Below are 14,666 nucleotides of genomic sequence, written 5' to 3' on the forward strand. Positions count from 1 at the left end.
ACGGATATCTGCCAGTTTACCTGTGATAAGCAGTGGCACTCTAGCGCTAAAAAAAGGGTAGAATAGATTTTGCGTTTTGATACCAAACGCAACCGCTTCGCGGTTTGGCCATCATTAGAGCAGAATGACGACTATGCGTACTGTACTGAATATTCTTAATTTTGTGTTGGGCGGTTTTTTCACTACCCTTGGCTGGCTGATCGCAACGGTATTCAGCGTCATACTGATTATTACCCTGCCTCTGACCCGCTCGTGCTGGGAGATCACCAAATTATCGTTTCTGCCTTTCGGCAACGAAGCCATTCACGTGAATGAGCTGTATCCGGAAAAAAGCAACGCGCTGCTTTCCGCCAGCGGTTCACTGCTGAATATTGTCTGGTTGGTACTCTTCGGTTGGTGGTTGTGCCTGTCGCATATCGCCGCAGGCATCGTGCAGTGCGTGTCGATTATTGGCATTCCGGTTGGTATTGCCAATTTCAAGATCGCCGCCATCGCACTGTGGCCGGTGGGTCGCCGCGTGGTATCTGTTGAGATGGCTCAGCAGGCCAGAACTGAAAATGCCCGGCGTCAGTACCAACAGCGTTAATTTTTTCTCCGCCTGAGGAGTTTTTCGTGCTCTCTTTTGCACCCGCAATACGCCGTTATGCCTACAACAGCAATTTGCTTTATAACCTGCGTATTTTTATTGCGCTGGCCGGCGCAGCCGCCGTCCCTTGGTGGCTGGCCATTCCCAAACTCACTATTCCCCTGACTCTGGGAGTGGTAGCGGCGGCGTTGACGGATTTGGATGATCGCCTGAGCGGCAGGCTGCGTAACCTGCTGATCACGCTAGTGTGTTTTTTTATAGCCTCCGCCTCCATTGAGCTGCTGTTTCCTTACCCTTGGTTATTCGCCCTCGGTCTGACTACCTCGACCTGCGGCTTTATCTTACTGGGGGCATTGGGGCAACGCTACGCCACCATTGCATTTGGCGCCTTGCTGATCGCGGTTTACACCATGCTTGGCACCTCAATGTATGACGCCTGGTATCAGCAACCGATACTGCTGATCATTGGTGCCCTGTGGTACAACCTCCTGACGCTGATTGGTCATCTGATTTTTCCTATTCGTCCTTTACAGGAAAATTTGGCGCGCTGCTATGATCGGTTGGCAAATTATCTGGATGCCAAGGCCAACCTGTTTGACCCCGATGCCGAACATGCTACGGACCTGCCGTGGATGGATGTGGCAATGGCCAACAGCGCGCTGGTGACGACTCTCAATCAGACCAAAGTCTCATTGCTGACGCGGCTTAAAGGCGACCGCGGCCAGCGCGGTACCCGTCGTACCCTGCATTATTATTTTGTAGCGCAGGATATTCATGAGCGTGCCAGTTCCGCTCATGTTCAATATCAGGCCCTAAGCCGACAATTCCGTCATAGCGATATCCTGTTTCGTTTCCAGCGCTTGCTCAGCATGCAAGCGCGCGCCTGCCAGCAGTTGGCTCAGTCGATCCTGCTGCGGCAAAAATACCAGCACAACCTGCGTTTTGAGCCGGCTTTCAGCCGCATTGATGAAGCTCTGGCCCGCGTGGCCGTCACCCAGGAAAATCGTGAGCTGACCAAAGCGCTATCGCACCTGTTAAAAAATTTGCGCGCGATTGATGCGCAGTTGGCGAATATCGAATCCGAGCAGGCGCTGGCCGATGGCCAGGCGGAAGAGAACAGTCTGTCAGATGACCGGCTCACCGGCTGGAGCGACATCCGCCTGCGCATTAGCCGCCATCTGACGCCGCAGTCAGCCTTATTCCGCCACGCTATTCGCATGTCGGTGGTGCTGTGCATCGGCTATGCTTTTATTCAGTTCACCGGCATGCAGCACGGTTACTGGATCCTGCTGACCAGCCTGTTTGTTTGCCAGCCCAATTACAATGCCACGCGCCGCAGGCTGGCGCTGCGTATCATAGGTACGCTTGCCGGTATTCTTATCGGCCTGCCGATCCTCTATTTTGTCCCCTCGCAGGAAGGCCAGATGGTGTTAATCGTCATTGCCGGCGTCCTGTTTTTTGCTTTTCGTACCGTGCAGTACGCGCACGCAACCATGTTTATCACCCTGCTCGTACTGCTGTGCTTTAACCTGCTGGGTGAGGGCTTTGAAGTGGCTGCGCCACGCGTTTACGACACCCTTTTGGGATGCGCCATCGCCTGGGCAGCCGTGAGTTTTATCTGGCCAGATTGGCATTTTCGCCAATTGGCGGCCGTGGTGAGCAAAACGTTGAATGCCAACTGCCGGTATCTGGATGCGATTTTGGTGCAATACCATCAGGGTAAGGATAACGGTTTGCCGTACCGTATCGCCCGCAGGGATGCGCACAACAGCGACGCAGAGTTAGCCTCGGTGATTTCAAATATGTCGGCCGATCCAAAGGCCGATAAGGTGGTTCAGGATGCCGCTTTTCGCCTGCTGTGCCTGAACCACACCTTGTTGAGTTATATCTCCGCATTGGGCGCACACCGCGAACACATGAGCAATCCCGCAACGCTGGAGTTGCTGAATGATGCCGTATGCTATGTCGATGGCGCCTTGCATCAGGAAGAACAAGACGGCCGACGCATCGCTCAAGCGTTAGAAAGCCTTGCCGAGCGCATCCAACTCGCGGCTCCAGAACCAGAAAGCAAAGAGCAACTGGTATTACAGCAGATAGGGCTGGTCATTGATCTGCTGCCGGAGCTCATGACGTTAAAAGAGCAGATAGCTAAATCGGCATGATCACGCGAGATCTTTCATCAAGCCCTTGATTCCAGGCGTGTGCCCATGACTAAGCAGGACCATGGTATGTTCGAACCACTCGGTTAGCTCACTGCGCAGGGCCAGTGGCAAGGCGGCATGGTGATAACCGGCAATCGCCCCGCCTAAGGAAAGCAGCACTCGCAATCCTAAATTGCGTTGCTGCTGCAACAACCGTAGATAGCTCCGTTTGGCGCCATTCAAGCGCAAGTCATAGACATTGCGAATACCTGCCCGCCACAGTAAACGCTCCATGTTGATATCGATGTTCGGTAACGTCCTAAGCCGGCCATGCGTGTCCATTTTGACCTGAAGTTCCAGGCGGGCCTCCCGGATGGCCTGCCGCGCCAATCCAACAAGCTCATCCTGCGCCTGCCACAGAGACTCATCGACCCAGTAATAACGCAGGGTTATTGGTACGCCCCGTTTGGAGTAAACCATATTGACCATTCCACGGGCGCGGAAGGCAGGCTCCAGGCTATCCGTCGCTCGAAGATACAGCTCGTCCTCCGCTATCACCCCAAACATAACGCCATCAGCCAGCAGCCCATAACCGCCAAACTGTGAGCGCGTAGTAATGCTCCCTAATGCGTAGAAACACGCTTTGGCCTGTTTGACCCTTCCTGTAGATGTCCCTTTCATGAAGCTTCTCCTTGTGTAGGTTCTAATTGTATTATTTCTCACATCAATGAAATAAAAGTAACGTGAACAAGTAATTAGAAAAATACGCACTATCCGCAGCCCTGCCAATCATAAAAACAGGACGTCTAAAAAATAATCGCAATTATGCGAGGCACTACGAAAATTTGAGTTGATCTTATTCATGTCCAGATGTACTGTATAAATATACAGTGACACTACGGGCGGGATACTTTATGCGTACTCAATCACTCTACAAACCCCATTTCAGCCAGACCTCTTTTGCGGTGAACAATGCTGCGGAAAACTCGGATGCCGGTAAAGAAAATGGCCTTATCAGTGAACTTGTTTACAACGAGCATCAACCCGCGGTGGCGCAACTATTGCTCCCCCTGCTGCAACAGTTAGGCAGACAGTCACGCTGGCTGTTATGGCTAACCCCACAACAAAAACTCAGTAGATTGTGGTTACAGCAGTCTGGTTTGCCTATCAATAAGGTCGTGCAACTGAGCCAAATCACTCCGCTTGCCACCGTTGAAGCGATGGAAAAGGCACTTCTGACAGGTAACTACAGTGTGGTTCTCGGGTGGTTGCCCGATCTTACGGAAGAAGATCGTCTAAAATTACGGCATGCAGCAGAATTGGGTCACGCTTATGGGTTCATTATGCGTCCACAACGTGACACAAACCCGACTCACGGACAGTGTTCCATGCTAAAAATTCAGTCTTCTTTGTATCATTAAGTAAATTTAGGATTTTTCCCATCATTTTTATCTCTTTGGGTGGGAACCTTTGATGGATCAGGTGCAAAGCGAGTGCCACTGCGGTTCCGCACAAAAAAATGCAGGCTAAACTGTCCCATTTTTTACCGGTTAGTGTTAGTAAATATGTACGATTCTGCGTTTTTTTTTAGAGCTTTATCACATCACACTTGTAACTTTCGCGCCACGTTGTAGACTTTACATCGCCAAGGTTGCTCTATAACGCCAGAAAAACTGGCCGAGTAACAAACGAGGGCTCAAACCTTGGCGAAGGAATTTAACCAAGGGCTTAAAACAGCTTTAAAGCTCATTGCCTATTTGGATGATAACGAGGCGCAAAATGAAAAAGACAGCTATCGCATTAGCAGTGGCACTGGCTGGTTTCGCTACCGTAGCGCAAGCCGCCCCAAAAGATAATACCTGGTACACCGGTGCTAAACTGGGCTGGTCCCAGTACCATGACACTGGTTTCTACGGCAACGGTTACCAGAATGGTATCGGCAATGGTCCGACCCATAAAGATCAACTGGGTGCTGGCGCGTTCCTGGGTTACCAGGCGAACCAATACCTGGGCTTCGAGCTGGGCTATGACTGGCTTGGCCGTATGCCTTACAAAGGCAGCGTGAACAACGGTGCTTTCAAAGCACAGGGCGTTCAACTGGCAGCTAAACTGAGCTACCCAATTGCTGACGATCTGGATATCTACACTCGTCTGGGTGGTATGGTATGGCGTGCAGACTCCAAAGCTAACTACGGCAATGGCACTCGTCTGAGCGACCACGACACCGGCGTTTCTCCGCTGGCTGCAGTGGGTGTTGAATACGCACTGACCAAAAACTGGGCTACTCGCCTGGACTACCAGTTCGTTAGCAACATCGGTGATGCAGGTACTGTCGGCGCACGTCCAGACAACACCATGCTGAGCCTGGGTGTTTCTTACCGTTTCGGTCAGGATGATGTTGTTGCTCCAGCACCAGCACCAGCTCCGGCTCCAGTTGTTGAAACCAAGCGTTTCACTCTGAAGTCTGACGTGCTGTTCAACTTCAACAAAGCAACTCTGAAACCAGAAGGCCAACAGGCTCTGGACCAGCTGTACACTCAGCTGAGCTCCATGGATCCTAAAGACGGTTCTGTTGTAGTTCTGGGTTACACCGACGCAGTGGGTTCTGACCAGTACAACCAGAAACTGTCTGAAAAACGCGCACAAAGCGTTGTTGATTACCTGGTCTCTAAAGGTATCCCTTCAGACAAAATCTCCGCACGTGGTATGGGCGAAGCTGATTCCGTCACTGGCAACACCTGTGGCTACAAAGCTGGCCGTGCTACTAAAGCGCAGATCGCTTGCCTGGCACCAGATCGTCGCGTAGAGATCGAAGTTAAAGGCATCAAAGACGTTGTGACTCAGCCACAGGGCTAAGTTACCACTTCTTAGTAAAAAACCCCGCAATGCGGGGTTTTTTTTCATCTATTAGCCAGTGAGTGTTGCAATAACGGCCTATTTTCTTACCAGACTGGTCGGTTACTCTTCGTCTTTACCGAGGATCGCTTTCAAATCCTGTTTCAGTAACGACATCTGACTGGCATACTTCTCTTTACGTTCGGCATCTTCGATCAGTTGCACTACTGTCTCTGACAGCGTCACCCCACGGCGACGGGCAAGCGCGGCCAGGCGCTGCCAAACCAGAAACTCCAGATCGATAGATTTTTTACGCGTATGTTGATGTTCTGCGTTAAAATGACGTTTACGCCTTGCGCGGATAGTTTGCTTCATCCGGTTATCGAGTTCCGGATTCATATGCCTGCTAATCCACGTCAGCACTTTTACCGGCTCGTTTTCCAGCTTAAGCAGCTCGTCAATGGCTTCCTGAGCTACGCTGTTTTCAATGTGGCGGGTAATAGATTCACCTTCCCGGTGCTTTTTCACCAGGTATTTCCATTTCCAACCACTCTCCAGGTTTTCCAGTTGCTGATATTTCATCTTGAACTCTTCAGTGACCGCGTAACTTTATTAAGCATAACAGCTTTGCGCCGAATTTCCCCGGCAATTACGCCCTCTTTTAGACTGTTTTTTGCACAGTCATCGCGCGATGTCAAACTCCCTGATACCAACTGTGACTCTGTATGTATCAAGCTGGCGTTATTCTTGTATAATCGCCCTTTCCCTTTTTGACGATTGCATCTAACACTTTGACCAATAACCGACTTGAATGGCAATCTCTGTTGCCGGACGTTACACCTTATCAAGCGATATTTGATACCGCTGCTCAATTGGCGCCTGTGTCCTTTGCCTCTATTCAGCCTCGGCTGGAAAATGCACTGACACTATTTTGCCACCCACAGTCGCCACCGCGTTTCATGTTGCTGAAAGCGCAGGAAACCCGCGAATATCTGGCATTGATTGCCCGTGCGGTTGAGCCATTGCAGCCACAGAACACTGCGTTCAAAGGCAGCCACTATGTGATCCAGGGCAGCAAGATAAACGTAGAGCCTGCCCGTCAGGGCGATGAGCTCTTTGCCGCCGGTGGCGCCTGCGTGTTTCAGGAATGGGTGGAGCCGGAGCAACTGTTTGGCTGTGTCAGAATTCATAATGATGAGATCTCGCTGCAGCCGGGCTTGGTGCATCAGGCCAACGGCGGCGTACTGATCCTGTCGGCACGTTCTCTGCTGGCCCAGCCGCTGCTATGGCTGCGATTGAAGCAAATGATCACCCAACGCCAGTTCCATTGGGTTTCTCCTGATGAAACGCGCCCACTTCCGGTCACTATTCCACCGATGCCGCTTGAGCTGCGTCTGATCGTGGTTGGCGATCGTCACGGTCTTGCCGATTTCCATGATATCGAGCCGGAACTTAGCGAGCAGGCCGTCTACGGCGAATACGAAGATGACCTGCAGCTCACCGAAGCCGAGGATATGGTGCAATGGTGCAGCTACGTCAATACCGTTATCGATGAACAACAACTGCCATCGCTGGCGGCGGATGCCTGGCCCCCATTGATGATACAAGCTGTGCGCTACAGTGGCGATCAGGGCAACCTGCCGCTTTCACCGCTCTGGATCGGCCAGCAGCTTTCTGAAGCGGCACTGTATGCCGAAGAAGAAAGTATTACAGCCAAAGCCTTTGAAGCTGCTTTGAATGCGCGCGAGTGGCGCGAAAGCTACCTCGCCGAACGGATGCAAGATGAGATCGAGCTGGGTCAAATTCTGATTGAGACCGAAGGCGAAGTTGTCGGCCAGATCAACGGGCTCTCCGTGCTGGAATACCCTGGGCATCCGCGCAGCTTCGGCGAACCGTCCCGCATCAGCTGCGTTGTGCATCTTGGCGACGGCGAATTTACCGACGTTGAGCGTAAGGCCGAGCTTGGCGGTAACCTGCATGCCAAAGGCATGATGATTATGCAGGCGTTTCTGATTTCCGAGCTGGAACTGGATCAGCCGCTGCCCTTCTCCGCTTCAATCGTGTTTGAGCAATCCTACGGTGAAGTAGATGGCGATAGCGCCTCGCTGGCCGAGCTGTGTGCATTGATCAGTGCGTTGTCGCTTCAACCGATCACCCAGCAGATTGCGGTAACCGGCTCAGTCGATCAATTCGGCAATGTGCAGCCGATTGGCGGCGTCAACGAGAAGATCGAAGGCTTTTTTGAAGTTTGCCAGCGTCGCGGTTTGACGGGCAAACAAGGCATCATTCTGCCGGCAACTAACGTGCGTCACCTGTGTCTGCGCCAGGATGTGGTCGATGCGGTGCGCGAAGGGCAATTCCATCTGTGGGCCGTCGACAGCGCCGCAGAAGCCTTGCCATTACTCACCGGTTACCCCTACTCTGATGAACAGCAACCGAATCTGTTAGCTGCTATTCAGGAACGAATTGCGCAGGTGAATCCGCAGGAACGTCGGCGCTGGCCATGGCCGTTTCGTTGGCTTAACTGGTTCAACCACGGCTGATCGGACTTGTTCAGCGTACACGTGTTAGCTAATCTGCGTCCTTCAATAAAATAAGGCTTACTGAGAACATGGTAGAAAAACGCGACTCCTATACGAAAGAAGACCTCGAAGCATCCGGCCGTGGCGAGCTGTTTGGCGCCGGTGGCCCGCCGTTGCCGGCAGGTAACATGTTGATGATGGACCGCGTGGTCAAGATGACCGAAGACGGTGGCTCCCACAACAAAGGTTATGTGGAAGCGGAACTGGATATCAATCCGGACCTATGGTTCTTTGGTTGCCACTTTATCGGCGATCCCGTGATGCCAGGCTGCCTGGGTCTGGACGCAATGTGGCAGTTGGTAGGTTTCTATCTCGGCTGGTTGGGTGGCGAAGGTAAAGGCCGTGCGTTAGGCGTGGGTGAAGTGAAATTCACCGGCCAGGTACTGCCAACCGCGAAGAAAGTCACCTACCGCATTAACTTCAAACGTGTCATCACCCGTAAACTGATTATGGGTGTGGCTGATGGTGAAGTGCTGGTCGATGGTCAGGTCATTTATACCGCCAGCGATCTGAAAGTGGGCCTGTTCAAGGACACTGCTGCGTTCTAATCGCAGTGACGGCGGCCCTTCCCGGCCGCCGTTTGTTTTTCCCGCCGTTATCTTGTCGTGATCTGTAAAGCTCGCGTTCATAACGGCCAACAAGTTACTACAATTATTGTAGTAACTTAAGAGGTGTGCCATGCAAAGAACCCGTTTTGATAACATGCCATGCCCGGTAGCACGCTCGCTGGATCGCGTCGGCGAATGGTGGAGCATCCTGATACTTCGCGATGCGTTTCATGGGTTGTCGAAGTTTGATGAATTCCAGCAAAGCCTCGGTCTTTCACCCACCATACTGACTCGCCGCCTAAAATATCTGGTGGAAAGCGGCATTTTTCATAAACAACGTTATCAGACCCGGCCGGTGCGCCATGAATATTTGCTCACCGAACGCGGCCAGGATTTTTTCCCGGTGCTGGCAGCTCTGTTTCACTGGGGCAACACCCACCTGGCCGATGAAGGCATTACCGCCGAACTGGTCGATCGCCGTACCGGGCAACCGATATGCGTGCAACTGGTCGACAGCGTCACCCGGCAACCGATCGCATTGCATAACATCACTTTAGCGCCAGGACCGGCGGCAACCGACGGTATACGTCGGCGCGCAGCCCTGATGCAACAAAATCATTCTGCATTACCCCCCGAATTATCCAAGGAGTCACTATGAACAGTCGTCGTATAGTCATTACCGGCATGGGCGCCGTTTCACCACTGGGATGCGGCGTAGAGGCTATCTGGCAGCGCCTGCTAAATGGCCAGTCAGGTATTCGTCCGCTTCCGGAAGCGATCGTGGCCGACCTGCAGGTAAAAATCGGTGGTCAGGTTCCTACGCTGGAACAGGATGCCGAAGCGGGCTTTGATCCCGACCTTTCCGTGGCGCCAAAAGATCAGAAAAAAATGGACCGCTTTATTCTGTTCGCCATGGCAGCGGCCGATGAAGCGATCCGCCAAGCGGGCTGGGTTGCGGATACGGAAGAGAAACAAGAACGCACCGCAACCGTGATTGCCTCTGGCATCGGCGGCTTCCCGGCGATTGCCCACGCGGTGCGCACCACCGACAGCCGCGGTGCCAAACGCCTGTCGCCATTTACCATTCCCTCCTTCCTGGTTAACCTGGCCGCCGGCCACGTCTCGATTAAACACCAGTTCAAGGGCCCGATTGGCGCCCCCGTTACCGCTTGTGCAGCGGGCGTACAGGCCATCGGCGACGCAGTACGTATGATTCGTAACGATGAGGCTGACATCGCGTTGTGTGGCGGTACAGAGGCCGCTATCGACACCGTCAGCCTAGGGGGCTTCGCGGCCGCGCGCGCCATGTCCACTACACCGCCAGAAGCGGCAGAAAAAGCGTCGCGGCCTTTCGACAGCGCTCGTGACGGCTTTGTCATGGGCGAAGGCGCCGGTATGCTGGTCATTGAGACGCTGGAACATGCGCTGGCCCGCGGAGCAACACCGCTGGCGGAGATTGTCGGTTACGGCACCAGTGCGGACGCCTACCACATGACCTCAGGCGCAGAAGATGGCGATGGCGCCTACCGTGCAATGAAAATTGCCTTGAAACAGGCAGATGTCTCACCCGAACAGGTCCAGCATCTGAACGCCCACGCCACGTCTACGCCAGTGGGCGATCTGGGGGAAATCAACGCGATTAAACACCTGTTCGGTACCGACGGCGGCGTGGCGGTGACCTCTACCAAATCCGCGACCGGCCATTTACTGGGTGCCGCGGGCGGGCTGGAAACCATCTTTACTGCGCTGGCACTACGCGATCAGATCGCACCGGCCACGCTGAATCTGGATAATCCGGATCCGGCAGCCGAGGGGCTACATCTGGTGGCGAAAAAAGCGCAGCCTATGGCCATCAACTATGCGCTGTCGAACGGTTTTGGTTTTGGTGGGGTAAATGCGAGTATCTTGCTGAAACGTTGGCAGGGCTAATACGACTTAAACAAAAACCTCCGCCTTGAGCGGAGGTTGTTCCTTTTTATGACAGGGAGCCGCTTAAGCGGTCACAGCCCTGTCTTCCATGGCTTCTCGCCAACCTCCCAGCCATTGAGACCGGCTGTCCACAGTTGTTTTATAAGGACAAAGATCTTTCGGATGTCCTAAAATACCTGCCTGATAACCTTTCGAATGCGCCCTTTCCAGACGATCGCGTTTCTGTCTCTTCATGCCTCGTTTCCCTCACTTTTTGGTCAGTTGGAAAGAAAACAATGGCTGCTTTTTGTGCAACCACGTATAAGCAATAGCGCTAAATGAAGGGAAGATCAATGCGCAAAATTCACGCCAATGTCATATTTGTGAGCTACGCCCGCAGAATTGGCTAAGTGGCTGATATGCTGGATAACAGGATAATTCATTGAAATGAAATAAAAATCCCTCCCGGAGAAAAGTTTTAATATCTCTCGCCGGAAGGGATTAGACCGTTTTAGTACAAATTATGACTAAAAACGTCCCGCCTGGGATGCGATAGCCTGGGCTTCCTGCTGCCACCCCTGCGCCAACGTACGCACCAGTGCGTCGTAGCCGTCCTCGCCCTGTTTCAATTCCAGGCTAAACGGCCGTTTGGTCAGATTGCCCTGATGATTCAGCACCCACTCGCCACGGATAATCGCTTTGCCGTCAAAGCGGCCGTGGAAGCCGCTGACAGTGACATTAAGCACATCCTGCTCGCTGCTCATCGGCTGAGAAGACACCACCCACCCTGGCAGCGCACTGCTCAGGTTGGTAACCAGCGTCTGCTGCAGTTGCTGATCGAGCGGGCTGGCCCACAGGTTGTTCTGAGCTATCACGTACTGCACGTCATTGGTCTGGTAAACCACACCGTTCTGCGCCAGGTAATCCGCTACGCTGACGTGTTCCAACCACAGCTGACGCGTCGCAGCGCCGGTACTGACCTGCGCAGGCGCACCCAGCGCCGGCAGTTGGTAGTAGGTTTTTTGTGGTGTGCTGCTACAGGCGCTGAGTAACAGCGCCAGGGCTACCGGAATCCATTTCATCATTTATTGGCCTTCTTCGGCTGAGGATCGTTACTGCCCGCGGCTTCAAATACCAGCGCGTTGCTCTTTTCGTTCAGGGTACGCAGAACGGGTTGCAGTTCACGCAGCACCTGATCAAGACGTTGCATATCACCGACCATTTTGTTGTAGGCCGGAGAACCTGGCTGGAAACCTTTCACACTGCGATTCAGTTCCTGCAGCGTTTTTTGCATATCCTGCGGCAGCGCCTTCATCTCTTTGCTGGCGATGATGTCGTTCAGCGACTGCATGGTTTTCTGAGTCGACTGCATGGTTTTCTGGCTTTCCGCCAGGGTTTTGGTCGCTTCGTTGATCATCGGATTCAATGGCAACGAGTTGATCTTATCCAGCGTCTGCATCAGTTTCTGTTGGATCTGCGCCAGACCGCCGCTGGTAGTCGGCATCAACGGATAACCGAACAGCTCACGTGGCCCTTTCCAGGCTTTCTCCTGCGGATAGAAGTCCAGATCGATATACAGCGAGCCGGTCAGCAGGTTGGCGGACTTCAGAGAAGCGCGCATACCGCGTGATTCCGCATCTTTCAGGTGGCCTTCAATATCGAAATTACCGCCCAACTGTTTCTGGAAACGATCCGGCTCGATGCGGATCAGCACCGGAATGCGGTAATCGTTATCCAGCCGCTGCATCATGCCCTCTTTATAGAATGGCACTTGCGCCACGGTACCCAAACGGATGCCACGGAATTCTACCGGGGCGCCCGGCTGTAAACCGCGAATCGAATCGGAGAAGAACATCAGGTAATCTTTGTGTACGGTATACAGCGAATCCTGAATACTGCGCTGATTATCGAACAACGCATACTCCGCCTTTTCTTTAACCTGTTCACCACGATCCCAGCCTTCTGGTACGTCGAAACTTACACCGCCGCTGAATAACGTTGCCAACGAGCCCATTTCCACGCGCATACCTTGTGCCGACATGTCGAACGCCACGCCGCTGTCTTTCCAGAAGCGCACGTTGGTGGTCACCAGTTGATCGTAAGGTGCGGAGATAAACAGCTGATAGCGCATGGCGCGCTCTTTAGGGTCGAAATAGCTGGTTTCCACCGAGCCGACGCGATAACCGCGGAACAACACCGGGTCGCCGGCATTCAACTGACCCGATTTCTCGCTGTCGAGCACGATGCGTAACCCTTTGGCGTCCGGAGACGCCAGCGGCGGCGCGTCGAGCAGTTGGTAGTTATCCTTGCCGTCTTTGCCTTTGTTGCCCGGCTGCAGTTCGATATAGGCGCCGGACAATAGCGTACCCAGACCGGAAACGCCTTCTCGGCCTATCTGCGGCTTCACCACCCAAAAGGCACTATCCTGACGCAACAGCTTATCCATGCCGGCGTTAAGGCGCGCCTGCACCATCACCTTGCTCAGGTCGTCACTCAGCGTCACGGTCTCGACCACGCCGACGTCGACGCTACGGCTCTTGATTTTGGTTTTGCCCGCCTCCAATCCTTCGGCAGTGGTGGTAACCAAGGTTACTACCGGCCCCTGATGGCTAAAGTGGTAAAACAGGATCCATGCGCCGATCAGCGCGGTGACGATGGGAACAATCCACACCGGCGACCAGCGCTTGATCTTTTCAACGTCCGCGACGCTATGATTATTTTCCGTCACCTTGCGGCTCCTTTTTTATTGTCTCGTTTACGCGATCCCAGGTCAGCCGGGGATCAAACGTCATGGCTGCAAACATGGTGAGGATCACCACCAGGGCGAACAGCAACGCGCCAGTAGCAGGATAAATACTCATCAATTGTCCCATCCGTACCAATGCCGAAAGCACGGCAATAACAAACACGTCGATCATTGACCAGCGGCCGACAAACTCAACCACTTCATAAATCAGGTGCATTCTTTCGCTGTCGGCCCTGTCTTGCCGTTTGCTGTTGGCATCCCAGCACAGCCAACCAATCGCCAACATCTTCAGCGAAGGCACCATAATACTGGCGATGAAGATAACCATCGCCACGGGATAAGAACCTTCCCCCCACAGCAGGATCACCCCAGCCATAATGGTAGAAGTGATTTTGTTGCCCAATGCCTCGGTAACCATAATAGGCATTAGATTCGCCGGAATATACAGCATGATCGACGTAAACAGCAGCGCCAGCGTCCATTGCAGACTGTGACGGCGACGCACATAACCATTGGTATGACAGCGCGGGCAATGAGCCAGCTCCGCCGGCAGGATCGCCGTACAACACTGGCAGGAGCGCAACCCCTGGCGTAATCCGGTCCGCCCCACCGCCACCGGGCGATCGATGCGCGGCATCGGCTCTATGTCGTTCCACAGCCAACGGCGATCCACGCACTGGAAAGCACGTACCTGCAGTAAGCAAAACAGGCAATAAGCCCCAAAGCTGCTGCCGACGCCAATATCCCCGTAGGCCATCAGCTTGACGAAACTGACCAGAACCCCGGCGAGAAAAATTTCCACCATGCACCAGGTTTTAAACTGGAACAGCATCTTGGCCATCCACTCTTTCAGGCCAAGAGGCATTCGCACCTTGGCGCACAACAGAATAATAGCCACCATGCAAAACGCCGGAATCAACTGAACGAATACCATAAACAGCGTGGCCATGCTGGCGTAATCTTCAGCCACCATCACCTGCGGGATCTGGATCAGTTTGATTTCGTTACCCAGGCCGGCAACGCGCATATTGATAAAAGGGAAAATATTCGCCAGCAGCAGCATAAACAGAGCGCTGACGGCATAACCGATGGGCCGCTTGCGCGGTTCCTCCCAGCGGGAGCTGAGGGTCGTTTTACAGCGCGGGCACACCGCTTTTGTGCCATATGCCAGCGGCGGCAACGCCACCAACATGTCACACTGCGGGCACAGCATCAGGTTGTCCCGTTGCTGTTCAGCAGGCTTTGCGTGGCTGTGCTGCTCGTGATTGTCGTGGGAACACACCATATTCCTCCTTAATAACGTTGCTCACCGGTACGGCA

Annotated in this window: 14 protein-coding genes; 8 read left to right on the top strand and 6 right to left on the bottom strand. The window is 53.5% G+C overall.

Annotation, left to right across the window (positions count from 1 at the left end; all coding sequences use genetic code 11):
- Positions 1-133: 133 nt before the first annotated feature.
- Together ACUTSW_RS07140 and yccS are read left to right on the top strand one after the other, a co-directional pair.
- Positions 134-586, top strand: coding sequence for a YccF domain-containing protein (locus tag ACUTSW_RS07140; RefSeq protein WP_006324588.1), 453 nt, complete (start codon positions 134-136; stop codon positions 584-586).
- A gap of 26 nt (positions 587-612) precedes the next feature.
- Positions 613-2,748 carry a YccS family putative transporter gene (gene yccS, locus ACUTSW_RS07145; RefSeq protein ID WP_445584031.1) on the top strand — a complete coding sequence of 712 codons (2,136 nt, stop codon included), beginning with the start codon at positions 613-615 and terminating at the stop codon, positions 2,746-2,748.
- Here yccS and ACUTSW_RS07150 read toward each other — a convergent pair whose 3' ends face one another.
- Complete coding sequence (locus ACUTSW_RS07150) at positions 2,749-3,408, bottom strand: TfoX/Sxy family DNA transformation protein (protein ID WP_445584032.1); 660 nt, start codon at positions 3,406-3,408, stop codon at positions 2,749-2,751. It lies immediately after the preceding gene.
- A gap of 233 nt (positions 3,409-3,641) precedes the next feature.
- Here ACUTSW_RS07150 and sulA point away from each other — a divergent pair, with 233 nt between their 5' ends.
- Both sulA and ompA read left to right on the top strand, forming a co-directional pair.
- Positions 3,642-4,148 (top strand): SOS-induced cell division inhibitor SulA, encoded by a 507-nt coding sequence (gene sulA, locus ACUTSW_RS07155; protein ID WP_445584033.1) that lies wholly within the window; start codon positions 3,642-3,644, stop codon positions 4,146-4,148.
- 358 nt (positions 4,149-4,506) lie between these two features.
- On the top strand, positions 4,507-5,583 hold the full coding sequence (gene ompA, locus ACUTSW_RS07160) for a porin OmpA (RefSeq protein WP_199635125.1): 1,077 nt from the start codon (positions 4,507-4,509) through the stop codon (positions 5,581-5,583).
- 102 nt (positions 5,584-5,685) lie between these two features.
- Here ompA and matP read toward each other — a convergent pair whose 3' ends face one another.
- A complete protein-coding gene (gene matP, locus ACUTSW_RS07165; RefSeq protein WP_004942789.1) occupies positions 5,686-6,144 on the bottom strand; it encodes a macrodomain Ter protein MatP in 459 nt (152 codons plus the stop codon).
- 209 nt (positions 6,145-6,353) lie between these two features.
- Here matP and ACUTSW_RS07170 point away from each other — a divergent pair, with 209 nt between their 5' ends.
- The 4 genes from ACUTSW_RS07170 to fabF all read left to right on the top strand — a co-directional run bounded on the left by ACUTSW_RS07170 (position 6,354) and on the right by fabF (position 10,621).
- Complete coding sequence (locus ACUTSW_RS07170) at positions 6,354-8,105, top strand: AAA family ATPase (RefSeq protein ID WP_445584034.1); 1,752 nt, start codon at positions 6,354-6,356, stop codon at positions 8,103-8,105.
- A 68-nt stretch (positions 8,106-8,173) separates the two neighbouring features.
- Positions 8,174-8,692: a bifunctional 3-hydroxydecanoyl-ACP dehydratase/trans-2-decenoyl-ACP isomerase gene (gene fabA / locus ACUTSW_RS07175; protein ID WP_004942787.1), complete on the top strand. Its 519-nt coding sequence runs from the start codon at positions 8,174-8,176 to the stop codon at positions 8,690-8,692.
- Positions 8,693-8,822: 130 nt separating this feature from the next.
- The gene (locus ACUTSW_RS07180; RefSeq protein WP_062870409.1) at positions 8,823-9,350 is read left to right on the top strand and encodes a winged helix-turn-helix transcriptional regulator; all 528 of its coding nucleotides are present in this window, start codon (positions 8,823-8,825) and stop codon (positions 9,348-9,350) included.
- Positions 9,347-10,621: a beta-ketoacyl-ACP synthase II gene (gene fabF, locus ACUTSW_RS07185; protein WP_445584035.1), complete on the top strand. Its 1,275-nt coding sequence runs from the start codon at positions 9,347-9,349 to the stop codon at positions 10,619-10,621. Before ACUTSW_RS07180 ends, fabF begins: the two co-directional genes overlap by 4 nt.
- 63 nt (positions 10,622-10,684) lie before the next feature.
- Here the strand turns inward: fabF and rmf are convergent, their stop codons facing one another.
- The 4 genes from rmf to pqiA all read right to left on the bottom strand — a co-directional run bounded on the left by rmf (position 10,685) and on the right by pqiA (position 14,631).
- The gene (gene rmf, locus ACUTSW_RS07190; RefSeq protein WP_013812328.1) at positions 10,685-10,855 is read right to left on the bottom strand and encodes a ribosome modulation factor; all 171 of its coding nucleotides are present in this window, start codon (positions 10,853-10,855) and stop codon (positions 10,685-10,687) included.
- A 272-nt stretch (positions 10,856-11,127) separates the two neighbouring features.
- Positions 11,128-11,685, bottom strand: a complete 558-nt coding sequence (gene pqiC, locus ACUTSW_RS07195; RefSeq protein WP_445584036.1) for a membrane integrity-associated transporter subunit PqiC — start codon at positions 11,683-11,685, stop codon at positions 11,128-11,130.
- Positions 11,682-13,328, bottom strand: a complete 1,647-nt coding sequence (gene pqiB, locus ACUTSW_RS07200; protein WP_445584037.1) for an intermembrane transport protein PqiB — start codon at positions 13,326-13,328, stop codon at positions 11,682-11,684. The genes pqiC and pqiB overlap by 4 nt, the downstream gene beginning before the upstream one ends.
- Positions 13,315-14,631 carry a membrane integrity-associated transporter subunit PqiA gene (pqiA, locus tag ACUTSW_RS07205; RefSeq protein WP_062870405.1) on the bottom strand — a complete coding sequence of 439 codons (1,317 nt, stop codon included), beginning with the start codon at positions 14,629-14,631 and terminating at the stop codon, positions 13,315-13,317. The genes pqiB and pqiA overlap by 14 nt, the downstream gene beginning before the upstream one ends.
- Between the last annotated feature and the right edge of the window lie 35 nt (positions 14,632-14,666).

The organism is Serratia sp. TSA_198.1 (assembly GCF_052686505.1).